The organism is Megasphaera intestinihominis, assembly GCF_040096415.1.
Classification (GTDB): Bacteria; Bacillota; Negativicutes; order Veillonellales; family Megasphaeraceae; genus Megasphaera; species Megasphaera intestinihominis.
Window position 1 is genome coordinate 1 of sequence record NZ_JBBMEU010000017.1, and the last position, 18,539, is coordinate 18,539.

Here is an 18,539-nt window from a genome sequence, read left to right on the forward strand (position 1 = left end):
CGCGCGACCTGCGGGTAGGGATTCCCAAAGGGAATCCCTACCCATGCACTTTGTGAAAAATAGAAGTATCTCCCATGACGTAAGTTCATAACGTCACATAGATCTATGAGATAATTCTATCGAATGATGCAAAGAAGTAATTTGACTTCTTGATTATTGCATAAAACGCATGTCATAAATGTGAAAAATTGAAAAAAGTGCCGTTTTTTAGTGGATTTTTTTGGGAAGTGTGGTATACTATCAGTGTAAGCAGTGAATCTTATTTAGAACGTGCGTGATTTTTTTAGAAGAATCTAGTGAAAAAAATCACGCGACGAAGGAGGAGTTAAACATGAGTAAAGTAATGGTTATTGGTGCAGGTACAATGGGTTCTGGCATTGCACAGGTTTTCGCAACGCACGGCTGGGATGTCGTCTTGAACGATATTAAAGACGAATTCATCGCTGGCGGCAAAGCTAAAATCGAAAAACAGCTGACCAAACAGGTCTCCAAAGGCAAAATGACCCAGGAAGACAAAGACGCAACTATGGCTCGCGTTTCTGGCTTCGTAACCCGTACGGCTGATAACATGAAAGACATCGACCTCGTCGTTGAAGCAGCTATCGAAGACTTGAAGATCAAATCGGCTATCTTCAAAGAACTCGACGAACTCTGCCCGGAACACACGATCCTCGCATCCAACACTTCGTCCCTGGCTATCACCCAGATCGGCGCAGCTACGAAACGCCCGGACAAAGTCATCGGCATGCACTTCTTCAACCCGGCACCGGTCATGAAATTGATTGAAGTCATCAACGGCATCGCTACTTCTGAAGAAACGTATGAAAAGATCGACAAACTTTCGAAAGACCTCGGCAAAACACCGGTCAAAGTTAACGACTTCCCGGGCTTCGCTGGCAACCGTATCGTCATCCCGATGCTGAACGAAGCTATCCAGGCTTTGATGGAAGGCGTTGCTTCCAAAGAAGACATCGATAACGTCTGCAAACTCGGCTTCAACCATCCGATGGGACCTCTGGCTCTCTGCGACCTTATTGGTAACGACGTCGTTCTCCACGTTATGGAAGTCCTCTACGAAGGCTTCGGCGATCCGAAATATCGTCCTTGCGCATTGCTCAAGAAATATGTCCAGGCAGGTTACCTCGGCCGTAAGACTGGCAAAGGCTTCTACGATTACACGAAATAAGTTAGCGATCTGCTAATCGAATACGGGGCGTGACTTTCACACCCCGTATTATTTTAGAATCTCATGCGCGTATTGACAGTGCGCCTATCCTGTCGGCAGGGGCGGTCTGACTGGCAGGAGTCCCTTTGGGGAGGGCAGCCTGTTGTACATACTATTTCTATTACTATACTATTAACACTATTATATGTATTTAGGAGGTTTTTCTCATGGATTACCAGAACATTCTTTTTGCTGTCGAAGACGGTATTGCAACGATCACCATCAATCGTCCGAAAGCTCTGAACGCCCTGAACCAGGCTACGGTCAGCGAATTGAAGGACGTTGTCGAAAAAGTCGCAGCTGATAAAGCTATCAAAGTCGTCATCATCACCGGCGCAGGTGCTAAATCCTTCGTCGCTGGCGCTGACATCAAAGAAATGGCTTCCAAGAACGCTGCTGAAGGCCGCGAATGGGGCCAGTTCGGTCAGAACGTCTTCACGGAAATCGAAAACCTGCCGCAGCCTGTCATCGCAGCTATCAACGGCTTCGCTCTCGGCGGCGGCTGCGAACTCTCCTGCGCTTGCGATATCCGCTATGCAGCTGAAAACGCTAAATTCGGCCAGCCGGAAGTCGGTCTGGGCATCACTCCGGGCTTCGGCGGCACACAGCGCCTGACCCGTGTCGTCGGCCGCGGCCACGCTAAAGAACTCATCTACACGGGCGGCATGATCGACGCTGAAAAAGCAAAAGCTATCGGCTTGGTCAACGAAGTCTTCCCGCAGGAAGAATTAATGCCGGCTGCTGTTAAACTGGCTAAGAAGATCGCTAAGAACGCTCCGATTGCTGTACAGCTCTCCAAAGCTGCCATCAACCGCGGCATCAACTGCGACGTCGTAACCGGTATCGCTTATGAAGCTGAAGTCTTCGGTCTCTGCTTCTCCACAGCCGACCAGAAGGAAGGCATGGCTGCTTTCTGCGAAAAACGCAAAGCAACTTTCGAAGGTAAGTAATTCCATTGTTTGACTCCTAATAGAAAAGGGCCTGTCGCTATGCGGCAGGCCCTTTTCTGTTGAGCAACCTCTCAGTCAGCTTCGCTGACAGCTCTCCTATAAGGAGAGCCACGAGCCACGAATTACGAGCCACTAGCCTTTTCACAAAATTGTGTTACAACGGCCACAGGAAGGCGAACCAGGCGTGGTATAATGAATTGCAAAAAAATTTCAATTCGAGGTGACCTCTTCATGAAAGGTAAACATATTCCCGCTCTGGCTGTGCTCTGCTGTGCCCTCAGCCTGACGGCTCCTGTCTGGGCCGCACCGGCAGTGGATGGCTTGGATCAGACGGCCGTGACGGCGACGGCAGCGGCGACAGCGGCTCCATCTTCTATCCGCGACGTGACGGCCTTGAGTACGGTCTATGGTGACGGCGAAAGCGTATCGGCTGTAGCCCTTCATTATCCCAAGACCATTGATGCCAGCCGCCTGAAGGCGTCGGATTTCACCGTCGCCGGCAAGACAATCGACAAGGTCTATACCAATGATGCGCCGGAAACGGCCCTGGCCGGCAAGAAGGGCAGTTACGTCATCGTCAGCCTAGTCCATCCGGCTACGCCCTTGCCGACGGCAGCTTCCCAGAACAAGTCCAAAGATGACCAGGGCGATAAGGGCAAAGAAGGCTCCAACGCCTTGAACGGCGGCGATGCGCCCATGTATTCCGACCGCAAGGCACCGGACCTGAGCGTCGCTGTCAGCCAGACCGGGACGATCTACGCGACGGATGGCACGGCTTATGGCCCGACGACGACGGCCCTGGCTGCCGACAAGACCGTCGATGCCGTCAAGGACGCCTTTAAAACTTATATATATAAGGACCCGGCTACGGGCTATGAAATGCCGTATAATATTTACCTGCCCAAAGATTACGACGCCGACAAGGCCAAGACTTATCCCATGGTCGTCTTCATCGCCGATGCCAGCGCCAACATCAACGACCCCAAGGCCGTCCTCTATCAGGGCAACGGGGCCATCGTCTGGGCAACGCCGGAAGAACAGGCCAAGCATCCGGCCATCGTCCTGGCGCCGCAGTATACGGAAGACCTCATCCGCTCTATCGGCATGATGACCACCGATACCCACCAGTGGACCCAGGGCCTGACCCTGGTGACGGACCTCATCATGGATGTATCCAATAAGTACCGCGTCGACAAGGACCGCATCTACGGGACGGGCCAGTCCCAGGGCGGCATGGCCAACATCGCCATCAGCGACGCCTATCCGGAACTCTTTGCCGGCCAGTACCTCGTCGCCTGCCAGTGGGATACGCAGGAAATGGAAAAACTCAAGGGCAAGAACCTCTGGATCACCGTCTGCCAGGGCGACAGCAAGGCCTTTCCGGGCATGAACGAAGCGACGGCCCTGTGGGAAAAGGACGGCGCTGTCGTCGCCCGCAGCCGCATGTGGGACAGCACGGGCGGTACGCCTGTCTTTGAACAGATGATGCGGGTCATGGAAGACCAGCAGGCACCCATCAACTATACGGTCTTTAAGGACGGCAGCCACATGTATACCTGGTCCTTTGCCTACAATATCGAAGGCATCCGGGACTGGCTCTTTGAACAGACCAAGGCCGAAGATGTCCTGAAGAAAAAGGCACCGGCCGGCATGGATGCCAAACAGCACGGCAAGAACGGCGTCCATAAGGGCAGCCCCCAGGGCAAAGCCCTGCTCAACACGGGCATTGCCTACTTGTACGGCCAGGACGGTGCGACGGACTACGACGTCGCCCGCGAATGTTTCCAGAAGGCCTGGAACGACGGCAACATGAAGGCCGGCCGTTACCTGGGCCTCATGGCCGCTAACGGCCTGGGCGAAAAACAGAGCGATGCCCAGGCTGCCCAGTGGTACGACAAGGCCCAGCAGAAAGGCGATACGACCAGCATGTATCTCTTGGGGAAGTGCTACGAACAGGGCAAGGGCGTCAAACAGGATTACGCCAAGGCCAGGAGCCTCTACGAAAAAGCGGCTCAGCGCATAAAGCCTCCCTTACTAGGGGAGGTGGCCCGAAAGGGCCGGAGAGGTTGAATTTCACTGTAGGGGCTCGCACGTGGCGAGCCCGCTGGGTATATGTGAGATACTTGTGACCGATGGGTGTGAGCGGGCGCCCAACGTGGCGCCCCTACAGAAAAAAGAGCTGTCGCATGTGCGGCAGCTCTTTTTTACAACTAATTTGACTTTTTGACTTATATTCTCTTGACAAAACATATTCTCCATGCTATCTTATATATAGTCTTAGAAGTCAAATAGTCAGACCACTAAAAATGGTCAAATGAGCAGAAGGTGAGTACGATGGATTTGGATGCACGAAAACAGAAAATACTGCAAGCCATTATTCAGGATTACATCTCCTCTGCCGAACCTGTCGGGTCGAGAACGATTGCCCGCAAGTATGACTTAGGCGTCAGCGCCGCGACGATCCGCAACGAAATGTTCGATCTGGAAATGATGGGCTACCTGGAACAGCCTCACACGTCGTCCGGCCGCATCCCGTCGCTGAAGGGATACCGCTTCTACGTCGACTGCCTGCTCAAGCCGACGAAGATCACGGACGCAGAAAAGCAATTCGTCCGCGCCTGGTTCCAGGACAAAGTGAGCAGCGTCGACCAGATTTTTCAGTCGACGGCCAAGTTACTGGCCAGGATCACTCACAACGTCACCCTGGTCATGGCGTCACAGCGGCTCAATTCCAAGCTGAAGTACATCCGCTTCTTACCGCTCGATGACCGCCGGGCCATCATGATCGTCGTCACCGATACGGGACAGGTAGAGAACTGCATTTACCCCAAACCGGCCGGTGCCAGCCTGGACGATCTGAACATCATCGCCCAGCGGCTGACCAACTACCTGGCCGGCATGGCCATGGACCATATCGATGAAAAGGCCATCGAAGCCTTTCACGAGACCATCGTCGACGACGTCGAATTGTACCGCCTGGCCTTCCGGGCCATGGGACGGGCCTTCCATAAAGACCAGCAGTTCTACAAAGGCGGGACCATGGAGCTCCTGAACAAGCCGGAGTTCAAAGACGTCGACAAGGCCAAGAGCCTCTTTACCATGCTGGAAGAACAGGATGTCGTCGCCAATCTCCTTCACGACGAGGGCGAAGGCGGGGCCGTGACGGTCCGCATCGGCGAAGAAGCGAAATTGTCGTCTATCAATGATTGCAGCATCATTGAAGCGACCTTTACCGACCATGATGTAGTCCTCGGCAAGCTGGCCGTCTTGGGACCGGCTCGTATGGAGTATGCCAAGATCATCGGTCTTTTGGACTTTATGAAACAGCATGTGACACATATGCTGGTACATTACCACGACGATAAGTAGGGAGGGGTACACAGACATGAGTAAGAAAGAAAATAAAGAAGAAAAAGATACCGTATTAGCAGAAGACGCGGAAAAAGTCGCCGAAGATGCTGCTAAGGAAAAGGTAGACGAAGCCAAGGGAACCGCGGCAGATGAAGGCGCCGATAAAAAGGCACCGGATGCCAAAGACGCTGCTGCCAAAGCGGAAGCCGACAAGGCCGCCAAGCTCCAGCAGCAGTTCGTCCGGCTCCAGGCAGATTTTGCTAACTATAAGAAACGCACAGCGGCTGAAAAGCTCCAGATTTCAGAAGTCGTCAAGATGGACGTCATCACTAACATCCTTCCGGTCATCGACAATTTCGAACGGGCCCTGCAGGTCCCGCAGGATAAGGTGGCCGATGATGTGAAATCCTTCATCGACGGCTATGAAATGATTTACAAACAGCTCCTGGGCGTCCTGGAAAAGGAAGGGGTCACCAAGATCGATGCCGTCGGCAAACCTTTCGACCCCAATTATCATCAGGCCGTCATGCGCGTGCCCAGCGACGAATACGATGACGACGTCGTCGTAGAAGTCCTCCAGGAAGGATATCTCCTGGGCGACAAGACGCTGCGTCCGGCCATGGTCAAAGTTGCATTCAACGGTTAATCATCGTTTGAAATAAGATTGGAGGAATCTTTTATGAGTAAAGTTATTGGTATTGACTTAGGTACAACAAACTCCGTAGTAGCTGTCATGGAAGGCGGCGAACCTACGGTCATCACGAATACGGAAGGATCCCGCCTCACACCGTCTGTCGTCGGCTTCTCCAAGACGGGCGAACGCCTCGTCGGCCAGCTGGCAAAACGTCAGGCCGTATCCAACCCGGAAAACACCATTTCGTCCATTAAACGCCACATGGGTGAAAACTACACCGTAGACATCCAGGGCAAGAAATATACACCGCAGGAAATTTCCGCTATGATCCTTCAGAAATTGAAGGAAGACGCTGAAAGCTACCTCGGCGAAAAAGTCACCCAGGCCGTCATCACCGTTCCGGCATACTTCAACGACGGCCAGCGCCAGGCTACCAAAGATGCTGGTAAGATCGCCGGCCTCGACGTTCTCCGTATCGTCAACGAACCGACGGCAGCAGCCCTGGCTTATGGCCTCGATAAAGGCGGCGACGGCAAGATCCTCGTATTCGACCTCGGCGGCGGTACTTTCGATGTGTCCATCCTCGAACTCGGCGACGGCGTCTTCGAAGTAAAGGCTACCAACGGCAACACGCACCTCGGCGGCGATGACTTCGATAACAAAGTCATGGAATGGATGATCAGCGAATTCAAGAAAGAAACGGGCATCGACCTCTCGCAGGATAAGATGGCTGAACAGCGCCTCAAGGAAGCTGCTGAAAAAGCTAAGATCGAATTGTCCACGGTCCTCTCGACCAATATCAACCTGCCCTTCATCACGGCTGATGCTACGGGCCCGAAACACCTCGATTTGACCTTGACCCGTGCTAAATTCAACGAATTGACGGAAGACCTCGTCCAGGCTACGATGGAACCGACCAAGAAAGCCATCGCTGACTCGGGCTACACCATCGACGAAATCGACAAGATCATCCTCGTCGGCGGTTCCAGCCGTATCCCGGCTGTCCAGGATGCCATCAAATCCATCCTCGGCAAAGAACCGAGCAAAGGCGTCAACCCCGATGAATGTGTCGCTATCGGCGCAGCTATCCAGGCCGGTGTCCTCGTCGGCGATGTCAAAGACGTCCTGCTCCTCGATGTTACGCCGCTTTCTCTGGGCATTGAAACCCTCGGCGGTGTCTTCACCAAGATCATCGACCGCAACACGACGATTCCGACTTCCGGCAGCCAGGTCTTCTCGACAGCTGTCGATAACCAGCCGTCTGTCGACGTCCACGTCCTTCAGGGCGAACGTGAAATGGCAGCCGACAACAAGACCCTCGGCCGCTTTGAACTGACCGGCATCCCGGCTGCTCCCCGTGGAGTACCTCGTATCGAAGTCACCTTCAACATCGACGCCAACGGCATCGTAAACGTTTCGGCAAAAGACCTCGGCACAGGCAAGGAACAGAAGATCACCATCAAATCTTCGTCGGGCCTCGACAAGGACGAAATCGACCGCATGGTCAAAGAAGCTGCCGCTCACGAAGCGGAAGACAAGAAACGTAAAGAAGGCATCGAAGCTAAGAACAACGCTGACTCCCTCATTTACCAGGCCGAAAAGACCATCAAGGATATGGGCGACAAAGCCGACGCTTCCAAAGTTTCGGAAATCAAGGATAAGATCGCTGCCTTGAAAGAAGCCATGAAGACCGACGATACGGATAAGATCAAAGCCGCTTCCGAAGCCTTGACCAAACCGCTCTATGACCTGACCAGCGAAATGTACAAGAACGCAGACGCTGCCCAGCAGGCTCAGCAGCAGGCAGCCGGTGCCCAGGCCGGTGCACAGCAGGCCCAGAGCGATGGCCAGAAAGATGAAAAAGTAGTCGACGCCGATTACACGGTAGTCGACGATGACAAGAAGTAAGATAGATAAGAGGGGCTGCCCACATGAGTAAAAGAGATTATTATGAAGTCCTCGGCGTTCCCAAAGACGCCAGCGACGCAGAAATCAAGAAAGCTTTTAAGAAATTAGCGCTCAAATACCATCCGGACCGCAACCCGGACAACCCGAAGGCAGCAGAAGAAAAATTCAAGGAAATCAACGAAGCGTACAGCGTCCTGTCGAATAAACAGAAACGCGCCCAGTACGACCAGTTCGGTCCGGCAGCATTCCAGAACGGCAATGCTGCCGGTTCCGGTGCCGGTTTCGGCCAGGGCGGCTTCGGAGGTTTTGGCGGCTTTGGCGGATTCGGCCAGGGCGGCCAGGGCTTCGGCGGCTTTGAAGATATCTTTGATTCCTTCTTCGGCGGCCAGGGCAGCCGTCAGTCGGCCAATGGCCCGCAGCGCGGTGCCGATTTGCGCTTCGACGTAGACATTACCTTTAAACAGGCTGCCTTTGGTACGGAAATGGAAATCCAGGTCCCGAAAGAAGAAACGTGCGATCACTGCCACGGCAACGGTGCCGAACCGGGAAGCAAGGTAGATACCTGCCCGGACTGCCACGGCACAGGCCAGCAGCGCGTCGTCCAGAACACGCCTTTCGGCCAGATGGTCAATGTCCGCACCTGTTCCCGCTGCGGCGGCACAGGCAAGATCATCCATGACAAGTGCAAGAAATGCCATGGCACGGGGACGGTCAAGGTCCGCAAGAAACTGAAGATCAAGATCCCTGCCGGTGTCGACGACGGCGCACGCCTGCGCGTAGCCGGTGAAGGCGAACCGGGCGTCCGCGGCGGCGGTCACGGCGACTTGTACGTCTATATCTTCGTCCGCCGCGATCCCAAGTTCACCCGTGAAGGCAACGACATCTTGTCCCAGGAAACGATTTCCTTCGCCCAGGCCGCCCTGGGGTCGAAGATCCTCGTCGAAACACTGGACGGCAAAATCGAGCTGACCATCCCGGCCGGCACCCAGACGGGGACGGTCTTCCGCATCCGCGGCAAAGGCGTACCGGTCCTGGGGTCCAAGAACCGCCGTGGCGACCACCACGTCCAGGTCACGGTCTCCGTACCGACGCACCTCAACGCCAAACAGAAGGAACTCCTGCGGGAATTCGCCTATGCTGGCGGCGAAACGTGGGTGGGGGAGCCAAAGCCGGCTGAACAACCGGCCGACGGTGACGCCACGAGCGCGAAGAGCGACAAGAAAGATACGAAGAAGACCAAGAAGAGTTTTTGGAGTAAGTTAAAAGAAGATCTGTAAAGATAAAGGGAGTATGAACGATGCAATGGAATGAAGTAGATTTGCTCGTTTCCCCAACGGCCACCGATTTGGTGGCCCTTCTTGTTTTTGAATGTGGAAGCAATGGCTCGGTCATCGACGACGAGCACCCGGACCACAAAGGGCGCATCCGCATTACGGCGTATTTCCCGCTGGCACAGGAAGGTCTTGTGGAAACGATACGAGAAAAGATGGGCGCCCTGGAAAAACGGGGCGTCGACCTGGGCGACTGGAAGGTCGTCGAAAAGAAAGCTGACGATAAGGACTGGCTCTTTGCCTGGCAGGAACACTTCCATCCCAAGAAGATTTCCCGCCATTTCTGGGCGGCCCCGGCGTGGGAACCGGCCCGTCCGGCCGACGGAGAAGACGTCCTTTCCATCGATCCGGGCCTGGCCTTTGGCAGCGGCTTCCACGACACGACGTGCATGTGCGTCCAGTACCTGGAAGATACGGTGAAGGCCGGCGATACGGTCTTTGACATCGGCACGGGCACGGGCATCCTGGCCATTGCCGCCGCCAAACTGGGCGCATCCCACGTGACGGCTGTCGACTTCGACGGCGTCGCCGTCAAGCAGGCTGCGGTCAATGCCAAACTGAACGGCGTCGAAGACAAATTGACCATCGCCAACAGCGACCTCCTGGCGGCCATCCCGCAGGGGGAAAAGGCCGACGTCGTCGTCGCCAACTTGGTGACCAATGCCGTCCTGGCCCTGCTGCCGACGCTGCCGCCGTATCTCAAGGAAGGCGGTACGCTCATTGCTAGCGGCATCATCGACGAACGCATCGACGAAGTGCGCCGCGCTGCCGCTGCCGTCGGCTTCACCTGGGTCGATGAACAGTTCCGCAGCGGCTGGTATGCCGTCCAGATGAAGAGGTGAGACTATGCGTAAGATTTTCACGGATTTCCCCATTTGCGGGACCTTTGAATTGTCTGCCGACGATGCCCATCACGTCGTCGTCGTCCTGCGCCATACCGTCGGCGATACGCTGAACGTCACGGACTGCACCGGTGCGACCTATGAATGTTTCATCACCCGCATGGAAGGCCATTCGGCGTACCTCACGCCGGCGCGCAAGATTTCCGACGGGCCGTCGTCCAACGGCAGGGTCATCCTGGCGGCAGGGCTCCTCAAGGGCGACAAGTTCGACTGGGTCGTCCAGAAGGCGACGGAACTCGGTGCCGGGCGGATCGTTCCTGTACAAATGGAGCATTGTGTAGTAAAATTAGATGATAAACGGCGGCAGGCACGGCTCGAACGCTGGCAGCGCCTGGCCCTGGAAGCGGCCAAGCAATGCGGCCGCGACGACGTACCCGACGTGGCACCGGTCATGAGCTTCACGGAACTCGTCGACGCCTATGCCGACACGCGCTTCGTCATCCCCTATGAACAGGAGACGGCGCCCTTGTCGGAAGCCTGCCACGACGTGCGTACCGGCGACGTCGTCATCGCCATCGGTCCCGAAGGGGGCTATGCCGAAAAAGAAATCGCCTATGCCACGCAGCGTCTGTCGTGGTGCCGCACGGTCTCTCTCGGGCCCCGCATCCTGCGCGCTGAAACGGCGTCGCTGGCGGCCCTGTCTATCATTATGTACGAAAGAGGATTCAAGTAATGCCAACTATCGCTTTTGCCACTCTTGGCTGCCGTGTCAACCAGTACGATACGGACAGTATGCGCGGCCTCTTCCTGGCTGCAGGCTTCACGGAAGCCGATTTCAATGGCCCGGCCGACGTCTATGTCATCAATACCTGTTCGGTCACTCAGGTCGGCGAAAAGAAATCGCGCCAGCTCATCCGGCGGACGAAGAAGCGCAACGATGCGGCCAAGGTCATCGTCACCGGCTGCTATGCCCAGCTCGACCCGGAGCTTTTGACGTCCATGCCCGAAGTCGACGCCGTCGTCGGGACCAATGAACGCAAGCGCATCGTATCCATTGTCCGCGAACTCCTGCACGACGAAGACGACGAAGCCATCACGGCCGTCCACGACGTGCGCCGCCACGATGAATTCGAGGAAATCCCCCTCTATCCGTCGGCAGTGGAACACACGCGGGCCGACCTGAAGATCCAGGAAGGATGCAACAATTTCTGTTCCTACTGCATCATTCCCTATACGCGGGGCGCTTTGAAATCGCGCCAGCCCGACGCCATCGTCGCCGAAGCCAACCGCCTGGTCGCAGCGGGCTTCAAGGAAATCGTCCTGACCGGCATCCACCTCGGCGCCTATGGCCGCGACCTCGACGACCATCCGTCGCTGGCCCACATCCTGGACCGCCTGGTCAAGGAAACCGACGTGGCCCGCATCCGCCTGGGTTCCATCGAGTCCCTGGAAATCGGCGACGACATGATCGACGTCATGAACAGCTCGGACCGCATCTGCCCGCATCTGCACCTGCCCCTCCAGTCCGGTTCAGACCCGATCCTGAAGGCCATGAACCGCCATTACACGGTGGCTGAATATGAGGACCTCATCGCCCGCCTGCGCAGCTGCATCGACGGCCTGACTGTCTCGACGGACCTCATCCTGGGCTTTCCCGGCGAAACGGAAGCCCTCTTCGAGGACACCATGGCGACGCTGGAACGCCTCTCTTTCTCGCATATCCACGCCTTCCCGTATTCCCAGCGCAAGGGGACGCCGGCAGCGGATATGAAGGACCAAGTCGAAACGGCGGAAAAGAAACGGCGCGTCGAACTCGTCAATGAACTGTCGGCCCGCCAGAAAGCGGCGCTCCTGACGGCCCTGGTCGGCAAGAAGGCCTCAGTCCTCATCGAAAAACAAGACGGCACGACAGGCGAAGGCTTTACGGAGAACTACGAACGGGCCGTCGTCGAAAATCTTCCGCCTCATGCCGAAGGCACCGTCGTCGAAGTCACCCTCATCGGCACTGACGGGCAGAAGCTGGAAGCGCGTTGTTAGTGGCTCGTGGTTTCGGCCTGAGGCCTAGTGGCTCGTGGTTTCGACCTGTGAGCCCCTAACCACTAGCTGCTGACTGCTAACCCCTAACCCTTGTAGGGGCTCGCACGTGGCGAGCCCGTCCGGAATATGAACGCATTCTGCCTGCATGATTACGACGGTCTGGTGGGCCAGAAAGGCTTTCAGGCCGGCCCCTACGTACACCTACCTAAGGAGGAATTTATCATGGAAGACTGCATTTTCTGCAAGATCATCGCCGGGGAAATCCCGAGCACGAAAGTTTGGGAAGACGATAATTTCTTCGCCTTCAAGGACATCAATCCGGTCGCTCCGGTCCACGTCCTGGTCATCCCCAAGAAACATATCCAGAGTATCGCCGACTTGACGCCGGACGATGTCGCTGTCGCTGGCAAGATGCTCTATGCCATCCAGAAAGTCGCCCAGGTCATGGGCCTTGATAAAGACGGCTTCCGCGTCGTCTTCAACACCGGTGAAAAAGCAGGCCAGACGGTCCATCACATGCACGCCCACATCTTAGGCGGCAAAGAAATGGCTTGGCCCGGCGTATGAGTGAACGGCAGCGGAGACGGAAGCCCCAGCGCCAGGTGACGATTACAGCGGCGGCCCTTACCCGCATCATCGCCATCGTCCTGCTCGTCGGCGTCGTCGCTTTCCTGATGATCCACAAAATTTAATCTTCTTCTCATAAAAAAAGACCCGGAAGGGTCTTTTTTTCATGTAATTTTAATCTTTCTCGTCTACGATGGACGTAATCGGATACATTGAGAAAGGGGAATCGCCATGGAGAAGAATCTATTAGGCTATTATGGAGAACAAGCGGCGCTGGCCTTTGTGCGCCAGGAAAAGGGCTATCACGTGCGCTGCTGTAATTACCGCAACCGCCTGGGAGAAATCGACATCATCGCCGACGACGGCCATACGCTGGTCTTCATCGAAGTCAAGACGCGGACGACAGGTTCTTACGGCCTGCCCTGCGAAGCCGTCGAGAAACGCAAGCGCCGTCAGATCACCCGCGTGGCCTCGGCCTATCTGGCCCAGTTCGATCTTTGGGAGCGGCCATGCCGGTTCGACGTCATCGAAGTCTGGCCAGGAGATAACGGACAGCCTGGCATCCGCCACATTGCTCATGCCTTCCTGGCCGAAAGGCGGTGACGCCGTGTTCGCGCGTATCTATGGGGCGGCGACACTGGGCCTGAACGGGCACGTCATCGCCGTCGAAACGGATATTTCCAACGGCCTGCCGTCGTTCGACCTGGTCGGCCTGGCATCGACGTCGGTGAAAGAGGCCAAAGAGCGGGTCCGGGCTGCCGTCAAGAACAGCGGCTATGAATTTCCCATGCGCCGCCTGACGGTCAACCTGGCGCCGGCTGACCTGAAGAAGGACACGTCCGGCCTGGATTTGAGTCTGGCCGTGGCTATCCTGGTGTCGAGCGGCCAGATTCCCGAAGAGGCCTGCGAAAAATGTCTCTTCATGGGCGAACTGGCCCTGGATGGGCGCATCCGGCCGGTGAACGGTATCCTGCCCATGGTCCTGGAAGGGGCCGCCCAGGGGATGAAGACGGTCTTCGTCAGCCGCGACAATGCCGCCGAAGCCCTGCTCTGTCCGGACCTCACGGTCTACGGTGTCGATACGCTCTGCGACGTCGCCGCCTGCCTGACCGGTGAAAAGCCGCTGGACGCGGCCCGGCCGGAACCCTTGGCGCCGGACCAGCTGGACTATGACGTCGACTTCGCCGAAGTCCAGGGCCAGGCCGAAGCCAAGCGGGTCCTGGAAATCGCCGCAGCCGGCGGCCATAACGTCCTCATGATCGGCCCGCCGGGAAGCGGCAAGACCATGCTGGCCAAGCGCATCCCGACTATCCTGCCGCCCATGAGCGAAGCCGAGGCCCTGGAAGTGACCAAGATATACAGCGTCGCCGGCCTTTTGGGCAAGGGGCGGCTCCTGCAGCAGCGGCCTTTCCGCAGCCCTCATCACACCATTTCCATGGCCGGCCTCGTCGGCGGCGGGTCCATCCCCAAGCCGGGCGAAGTGACCCTCAGCCATCACGGCGTCCTCTTCCTCGACGAACTGCCGGAGTTCCCCCGGTCGGTTCTGGAAGTCCTGCGCCAGCCCTTGGAAGACGGCGTCGTCCACATTGCCCGCGTCCAGGCGGCCCTGTCCTATCCGTCGCGCTTCGTCCTGGTGGCGGCCATGAATCCCTGTCCCTGCGGCCGCTACGGCTTCGACGAAGGCTGTACCTGTTCGGACAGCGAGATACGCCGCTATACCCATAAGATTTCCGGCCCTCTCCTGGACCGCATCGACCTCCACGTCCGCGTCGAACGGCCGGCCTACTGGGAACTGACGGCCCGGCGGCGGGCCGAACCGTCGTCGGCCATCCGCTCGCGGGTCCTGTCGGCGCGCCATCGCCAGCAAGAGCGCCTGGCTCCTTATGGCTGTACCTGCAACGCCCATATGGGCCACCGGGAGATACGGGCCACGTGCCAGCTGACCGAGGCGGCCCAGCAGTTGTTGCGCGAGGCCTTCGACGCCCTGCGCCTCAGTGCCCGCAGTTACGACCGCATCATCAAAGTGTCCCAGACCATTGCCGACCTGGCCAAAGAACCGGTCATCGCCAAGGATCACGTGGCCGAAGCCATCAGTTACCGCAATAAGATGCACCAGCCATGAAGGGGGGATGAAGGTGGAACAGGAAACGATGTACGCAGCGGCCCTCCAGTCCCTCAAGGGCTGCGGCAGCCGCCGCCTGCAGGCCCTCCTCGACGTCTGCCGCTCGCCCAGCCAGGCCTGGGGTGCCGTCTGGGATGAAGACCTGCGGCGCCGGACGGGGATTCCGGCCAAGATTTTTTCTCAGCTCAGGCAAGAACGAGATGTTTTTGATTGGGATACCTTCCAGCGCAGGCTGTCTTTTTATGGCGTTCGGCCCGTCGCCCTGTGGGACGACGATTACCCCAGCTGGCTGCCCTTCATCGCCCAGCCGCCGCTGGTCCTCTTTTGCCAGGGGACGATGGAGCGCGACAGCAGCAGTATCGCCATCGTCGGCTCCCGCAAGGCCAGCCCCTATGGCCTGAATGCCGCCGAGACGCTGGCCGCTGAGCTGGCGGCCCAGGGCCTCACCATCGTCAGCGGCGGTGCCAGGGGCATCGATACGCGGGCCCATCGGGGCGCCCTGAAAGGGAAGGGGCGGACTGTCGTCGTCGCCGCCAACGGCCTGGACCGGACCTATCCCAGGGAGAACAAGGCCCTGTTCCGGCAGGTCGTCGATAGCGGCGGCGCAGTCATCTCGGAATATGCCTTCGGCGTCGAGCCGCTATCCCGGAATTTCCCGGCCCGCAACCGCATCATCGCCGGCATGGCAGCGGCGACGATCGTCGTCGAAGCGGCCCTGCGCAGCGGCTCCCTGATTACGGCTGACCTGGCCCTCGACGAAGGGCGCGACGTCTTTGCCATGCCGGGCAGTGTCTTTTCCGAGACCAGCCGGGGGACGAACCATCTCCTCCGGCTCGGCGCCATTCCCCTGACCTGTGCTGACGATGTGGTCCGGGAATTCCGCCGCCGCGGCTGGCAGGGGCCGGAGACGGCCTGCCATGAGGAAGGACCCAGCCTGAGTCCGGCCGAACAGGCCGTCATCGACGCCATCCCCTTCGACCGGGCGGCGCCGGTGAGCGAGCTCCTGGAAAAGACGGGCCTCGCCGTCGCCGACCTGCTGCCCATCCTCCTGGCCCTGCAGATGAAGAAAGCCGCCGAGGAACTCCCCGGCGGCTATATCCGCTGTGCTGCGGCCTTTTCTGCCCTATAAGGCGGTGATATACGCTTGGGCTTTGTCGACGGAGACGACGTCGATCCAGCCGAAGGGGACCAGGGCATGACAGCAGGCAAAGAGGGTATGATGGTCTGTGATGAATTCTTTCAGGGCGGCCATGGTCTGGCTGCTGCCTTCGACGCGGCCATAGCCGGCGACGGCTGCGTCGATGAGGGCATTGTCCGGCCATTCCTCGCGGAAGCAGCTGTGCAGGAAGAGGAACAGGTCCAGGACGGGCGCCGGCGCGTCGACGAATTTCTTTTCATTTTCCCAGTCGAGGAAGGTAATCGTCCCGGTTTCCTTATCGTAGGCAATGTCCCGCAGGGCCGGCCGACCGTGGTGCAGGCCGGCGGCGTGGAGCTGAGCCAGTCCCTGGCCGGCTTTTTCAAAGGCATCGTGGCGGACGGCGGCGTATTCCGCTTCCTTGGCTACGCCCTGCAAGGTCTTGCCGGCAGCTTCCATGACGAAGAAGTCTTCATCCAGGAGGACGACCTTCGGCGCCAGGGGAAGGCGGGCGTTGACGGTCATGATCTTGTAGGCTTCGCACCAAAAGGCGGCCGACGGATTCTGTTTGGCAAAGGCATTGCGGCCATTGCCCATGCGGCGCTTGACGAAGTACGTTTTATTTTCAAAAGAAAGTGATAAAATCCGCTTGTCCGGCGCTTTTGTGATGGCAGATTGAACGGATTTTAAGAGAGACCTGTTGAACAAGAAAGTCACACCTTTCAAAATTTTAAGATATAATTTCAATATTTACAGTTTCTACACATAAGAACGTGCCTACATTATAACAAATTTTGTCAGTAAAATAAATGGCCTGGCCTTTGAAAATAAGGCATTTTCCTGCGAACTCCCCTCAAAATAGACTATCTTGTAAACAATATGTTATATTGAATTTGATAAACAATATTGACACGTGAAAGAAGACACTTTATAATAATAGACGTAAATGAATATCAATTTTTTCAAGGGAGATGTGTCGTATGTTTCAGAATACAGATTTTTGGATTGGCTTAGGTATCGGTGTCGTCGCTGGTGTTTTCGGTTATAAACTCATGTCCGAACGGGAACAGCAGCTCCTGGCTATGCAGCAGCCCGCTGCCGGTGCGATGACCGCTTCGGTACCCCTGGCTGAATTGCAGCGTCAGAAAGAAGAATTGGAAGACATGATTGCAGCTCAGGAAGCCGCACAGGCGAAATAAGTTTGTAGGGAAGGCCTTTGCGGTTTCAGCGGAAGCCTTTAAATTTAAAGCCATCTGCTAACAACTAACCACTAGCCACTAACCATTTAAAAGGGGCTGTCGTACGAAGATTTTTGCCATCATGCAAGGCCCTATTTACTTTATAGTTTGTAGTACGGAGTTTGTAGTTTGTAGAAGCTGGCTTTAAATTTTTACCATTTGCTGCAAACTAAAAACTACAAACTTAAAACTCAAAAAGAGGCTGTCTTAATGCGACAGCCTCTTTTTAAGAGGAACAACACCAGGAAGGACTGCTTGTATGATCATTCCGACGTTGAAATGGGACCTCATCATGAGAGCCGTTTCTATTTCGTCTTACTTACCAGGCCGTATCCGCCTGCACAGTAAAAAACTCATTGGCAATGCCGAATTGGGCCGCAAGGTCTACTCCTACATTGCCAGTTATAAAGAAATCGACAAGGTCGATGTCAATGTCCTCACGGGTTCCGTCCTGATCACCTACCGGCCGCAGGTCCTGCGGGCCAATCGGGAACTCGTCCGGGTAGAGAACTATATCATGACCCATGTTGAAAGGAGAAGGTAATTATGTCTTATGCCTCAGGTTTTATGGTGGGCACGTCGATCGGCAAAGCCGTATACGACTTGTTCCACAATAAGAAGGGCAAAGCGGCTGCCGCAGCTGCGCCCGCCGGTGCCTTCCGGCCTCAGGTCCAGGCGGCAAAGGGAGTACCGGAAGTGCCCCGTTTCGCCTGCGTATCCGTCTTGAAAGGCCGTCGCCGCTATCGGGCAGCGGCCCTCGTCGGCAATGCGGAACTGGCCCGCTTGATCGAAGAAAAAGTCAGCACCCTGCCCAATATCCAGTTCATCCAGGTCAGCGTCGTCACGGGCAGCATCCTGGTCTTCGCCCACAGCGAAGGGACCTTGGACCGGCTGGAAAACTTCTTCCGCTTCCGCCTCTTCCCGAATGTCGTCGAAGGCATCGTCAGTGCCGTCTGCGATGCAGAAAAACAGGAAGGCCAGAAAAAGGAAGAGACGACGTATCTCAAAGCGGTCCGCGATACGGGGGCTTTTTTCAGCAGTATCATCCGCAATGAATCCAGTCGTTTTTTTGACTTGCGCACAGTCGCTGCCTTGCTCCTGACCCTTCGCGGCTTGCGCAAAGTCGTATTCATGGGACAGCGCCCGTCAGGACCACAGATGCTGTGGTGGGCCCTGTCGTTGTTGAGGGGGCGTTAAGT

Annotated in this window: 19 protein-coding genes; 18 read left to right on the forward strand and 1 reads right to left on the reverse strand. The window is 56.6% G+C overall.

The window, feature by feature from the left end:
* Nucleotides 1–331: 331 nt before the first annotated feature.
* From WMO23_RS04155 to dprA, 15 genes are all read left to right on the forward strand, one after another.
* Nucleotides 332–1,186, forward strand: coding sequence for a 3-hydroxybutyryl-CoA dehydrogenase (locus tag WMO23_RS04155; RefSeq protein ID WP_027894801.1), 855 nt, complete (start codon nt 332–334; stop codon nt 1,184–1,186).
* A gap of 206 nt (nt 1,187–1,392) precedes the next feature.
* Nucleotides 1,393–2,175 carry a short-chain-enoyl-CoA hydratase gene (locus WMO23_RS04160; protein ID WP_292299040.1) on the forward strand — a complete coding sequence of 261 codons (783 nt, stop codon included), beginning with the start codon at nt 1,393–1,395 and terminating at the stop codon, nt 2,173–2,175.
* Nucleotides 2,176–2,406: 231 nt separating this feature from the next.
* Nucleotides 2,407–4,245, forward strand: a complete 1,839-nt coding sequence (locus WMO23_RS04165; RefSeq protein ID WP_349173309.1) for an esterase — start codon at nt 2,407–2,409, stop codon at nt 4,243–4,245.
* A gap of 264 nt (nt 4,246–4,509) precedes the next feature.
* Nucleotides 4,510–5,544, forward strand: a complete 1,035-nt coding sequence (gene hrcA / locus WMO23_RS04170) for a heat-inducible transcriptional repressor HrcA (protein ID WP_349173311.1) — start codon at nt 4,510–4,512, stop codon at nt 5,542–5,544.
* A gap of 16 nt (nt 5,545–5,560) precedes the next feature.
* Nucleotides 5,561–6,172, forward strand: a complete 612-nt coding sequence (gene grpE, locus WMO23_RS04175) for a nucleotide exchange factor GrpE (RefSeq protein WP_020310230.1) — start codon at nt 5,561–5,563, stop codon at nt 6,170–6,172.
* 33 nt (nt 6,173–6,205) lie between these two features.
* The gene (gene dnaK / locus WMO23_RS04180) at nt 6,206–8,068 is read left to right on the forward strand and encodes a molecular chaperone DnaK (protein ID WP_020724066.1); all 1,863 of its coding nucleotides are present in this window, start codon (nt 6,206–6,208) and stop codon (nt 8,066–8,068) included.
* Between the two features lie 23 nt (nt 8,069–8,091).
* Nucleotides 8,092–9,345: a molecular chaperone DnaJ gene (dnaJ, locus tag WMO23_RS04185; RefSeq protein WP_298590251.1), complete on the forward strand. Its 1,254-nt coding sequence runs from the start codon at nt 8,092–8,094 to the stop codon at nt 9,343–9,345.
* A 20-nt stretch (nt 9,346–9,365) separates the two neighbouring features.
* On the forward strand, nt 9,366–10,241 hold the full coding sequence (gene prmA, locus WMO23_RS04190) for a 50S ribosomal protein L11 methyltransferase (RefSeq protein WP_020310232.1): 876 nt from the start codon (nt 9,366–9,368) through the stop codon (nt 10,239–10,241).
* A 4-nt stretch (nt 10,242–10,245) separates the two neighbouring features.
* Nucleotides 10,246–10,974 carry a 16S rRNA (uracil(1498)-N(3))-methyltransferase gene (locus WMO23_RS04195; protein WP_020310233.1) on the forward strand — a complete coding sequence of 243 codons (729 nt, stop codon included), beginning with the start codon at nt 10,246–10,248 and terminating at the stop codon, nt 10,972–10,974.
* Nucleotides 10,974–12,278 carry a tRNA (N(6)-L-threonylcarbamoyladenosine(37)-C(2))-methylthiotransferase MtaB gene (gene mtaB, locus WMO23_RS04200; RefSeq protein WP_302681078.1) on the forward strand — a complete coding sequence of 435 codons (1,305 nt, stop codon included), beginning with the start codon at nt 10,974–10,976 and terminating at the stop codon, nt 12,276–12,278. Before WMO23_RS04195 ends, mtaB begins: the two co-directional genes overlap by 1 nt.
* Before the next feature lie 222 nt (nt 12,279–12,500).
* A complete protein-coding gene (locus WMO23_RS04205) occupies nt 12,501–12,845 on the forward strand; it encodes a histidine triad nucleotide-binding protein (protein ID WP_020310235.1) in 345 nt (114 codons plus the stop codon).
* Entirely contained in the window at nt 12,842–12,970 is a 129-nt protein-coding gene (locus WMO23_RS04210; RefSeq protein WP_256378952.1) for a hypothetical protein, read from the forward strand. Before WMO23_RS04205 ends, WMO23_RS04210 begins: the two co-directional genes overlap by 4 nt.
* 106 nt (nt 12,971–13,076) lie before the next feature.
* A complete protein-coding gene (locus WMO23_RS04215; RefSeq protein ID WP_020310237.1) occupies nt 13,077–13,448 on the forward strand; it encodes a YraN family protein in 372 nt (123 codons plus the stop codon).
* 4 nt (nt 13,449–13,452) lie between these two features.
* Nucleotides 13,453–14,967: a YifB family Mg chelatase-like AAA ATPase gene (locus WMO23_RS04220; protein ID WP_292260819.1), complete on the forward strand. Its 1,515-nt coding sequence runs from the start codon at nt 13,453–13,455 to the stop codon at nt 14,965–14,967.
* A 7-nt stretch (nt 14,968–14,974) separates the two neighbouring features.
* Nucleotides 14,975–16,096, forward strand: coding sequence for a DNA-processing protein DprA (gene dprA / locus WMO23_RS04225; protein WP_302681075.1), 1,122 nt, complete (start codon nt 14,975–14,977; stop codon nt 16,094–16,096).
* On the opposite strand, the gene WMO23_RS04230 is transcribed toward dprA, so the two are convergent.
* Nucleotides 16,091–16,810 carry a BUD32 family EKC/KEOPS complex subunit gene (locus WMO23_RS04230; protein ID WP_020310240.1) on the reverse strand — a complete coding sequence of 240 codons (720 nt, stop codon included), beginning with the start codon at nt 16,808–16,810 and terminating at the stop codon, nt 16,091–16,093. The two genes, dprA and WMO23_RS04230, sit on opposite strands and share 6 nt — an antisense overlap.
* 272 nt (nt 16,811–17,082) lie before the next feature.
* Between WMO23_RS04230 and WMO23_RS04235 the strand changes: the two genes are divergently transcribed.
* The 3 genes from WMO23_RS04235 (at nt 17,083) to WMO23_RS04245 (ending at nt 18,537) form a co-directional block, all read left to right on the forward strand.
* Nucleotides 17,083–17,301, forward strand: a complete 219-nt coding sequence (locus WMO23_RS04235) for a hypothetical protein (protein ID WP_226885701.1) — start codon at nt 17,083–17,085, stop codon at nt 17,299–17,301.
* A gap of 298 nt (nt 17,302–17,599) precedes the next feature.
* On the forward strand, nt 17,600–17,884 hold the full coding sequence (locus WMO23_RS04240) for an HMA2 domain-containing protein (protein WP_292106238.1): 285 nt from the start codon (nt 17,600–17,602) through the stop codon (nt 17,882–17,884).
* A 2-nt stretch (nt 17,885–17,886) separates the two neighbouring features.
* The gene (locus WMO23_RS04245) at nt 17,887–18,537 is read left to right on the forward strand and encodes an HMA2 domain-containing protein (RefSeq protein ID WP_020310243.1); all 651 of its coding nucleotides are present in this window, start codon (nt 17,887–17,889) and stop codon (nt 18,535–18,537) included.
* The last annotated feature ends 2 nt before the right edge of the window (nt 18,538–18,539 follow it).

What these genes read in the sequence shown, in the direction of transcription:
- WMO23_RS04205 (WP_020310235.1), top strand. Translation starts at nt 12,501, where the DNA reads ATGGAAGACTGCATTTTCTGCAAGATCATCGCCGGGGAAATCCCGAGC.
- WMO23_RS04215 (WP_020310237.1), top strand. Translation starts at nt 13,077, where the DNA reads ATGGAGAAGAATCTATTAGGCTATTATGGAGAACAAGCGGCGCTGGCC.
- WMO23_RS04245 (WP_020310243.1), top strand. Translation starts at nt 17,887, where the DNA reads ATGTCTTATGCCTCAGGTTTTATGGTGGGCACGTCGATCGGCAAAGCC.
- prmA (WP_020310232.1), top strand. Translation starts at nt 9,366, where the DNA reads ATGCAATGGAATGAAGTAGATTTGCTCGTTTCCCCAACGGCCACCGAT.
- dnaJ (WP_298590251.1), top strand. Translation starts at nt 8,092, where the DNA reads ATGAGTAAAAGAGATTATTATGAAGTCCTCGGCGTTCCCAAAGACGCC.
- WMO23_RS04210 (WP_256378952.1), top strand. Translation starts at nt 12,842, where the DNA reads ATGAGTGAACGGCAGCGGAGACGGAAGCCCCAGCGCCAGGTGACGATT.
- mtaB (WP_302681078.1), top strand. Translation starts at nt 10,974, where the DNA reads ATGCCAACTATCGCTTTTGCCACTCTTGGCTGCCGTGTCAACCAGTAC.
- WMO23_RS04165 (WP_349173309.1), top strand. Translation starts at nt 2,407, where the DNA reads ATGAAAGGTAAACATATTCCCGCTCTGGCTGTGCTCTGCTGTGCCCTC.
- WMO23_RS04195 (WP_020310233.1), top strand. Translation starts at nt 10,246, where the DNA reads ATGCGTAAGATTTTCACGGATTTCCCCATTTGCGGGACCTTTGAATTG.
- WMO23_RS04160 (WP_292299040.1), top strand. Translation starts at nt 1,393, where the DNA reads ATGGATTACCAGAACATTCTTTTTGCTGTCGAAGACGGTATTGCAACG.
- WMO23_RS04240 (WP_292106238.1), top strand. Translation starts at nt 17,600, where the DNA reads ATGATCATTCCGACGTTGAAATGGGACCTCATCATGAGAGCCGTTTCT.
- hrcA (WP_349173311.1), top strand. Translation starts at nt 4,510, where the DNA reads ATGGATTTGGATGCACGAAAACAGAAAATACTGCAAGCCATTATTCAG.
- dnaK (WP_020724066.1), top strand. Translation starts at nt 6,206, where the DNA reads ATGAGTAAAGTTATTGGTATTGACTTAGGTACAACAAACTCCGTAGTA.
- dprA (WP_302681075.1), top strand. Translation starts at nt 14,975, where the DNA reads ATGAAGGTGGAACAGGAAACGATGTACGCAGCGGCCCTCCAGTCCCTC.
- grpE (WP_020310230.1), top strand. Translation starts at nt 5,561, where the DNA reads ATGAGTAAGAAAGAAAATAAAGAAGAAAAAGATACCGTATTAGCAGAA.
- WMO23_RS04155 (WP_027894801.1), top strand. Translation starts at nt 332, where the DNA reads ATGAGTAAAGTAATGGTTATTGGTGCAGGTACAATGGGTTCTGGCATT.
- WMO23_RS04235 (WP_226885701.1), top strand. Translation starts at nt 17,083, where the DNA reads ATGTTTCAGAATACAGATTTTTGGATTGGCTTAGGTATCGGTGTCGTC.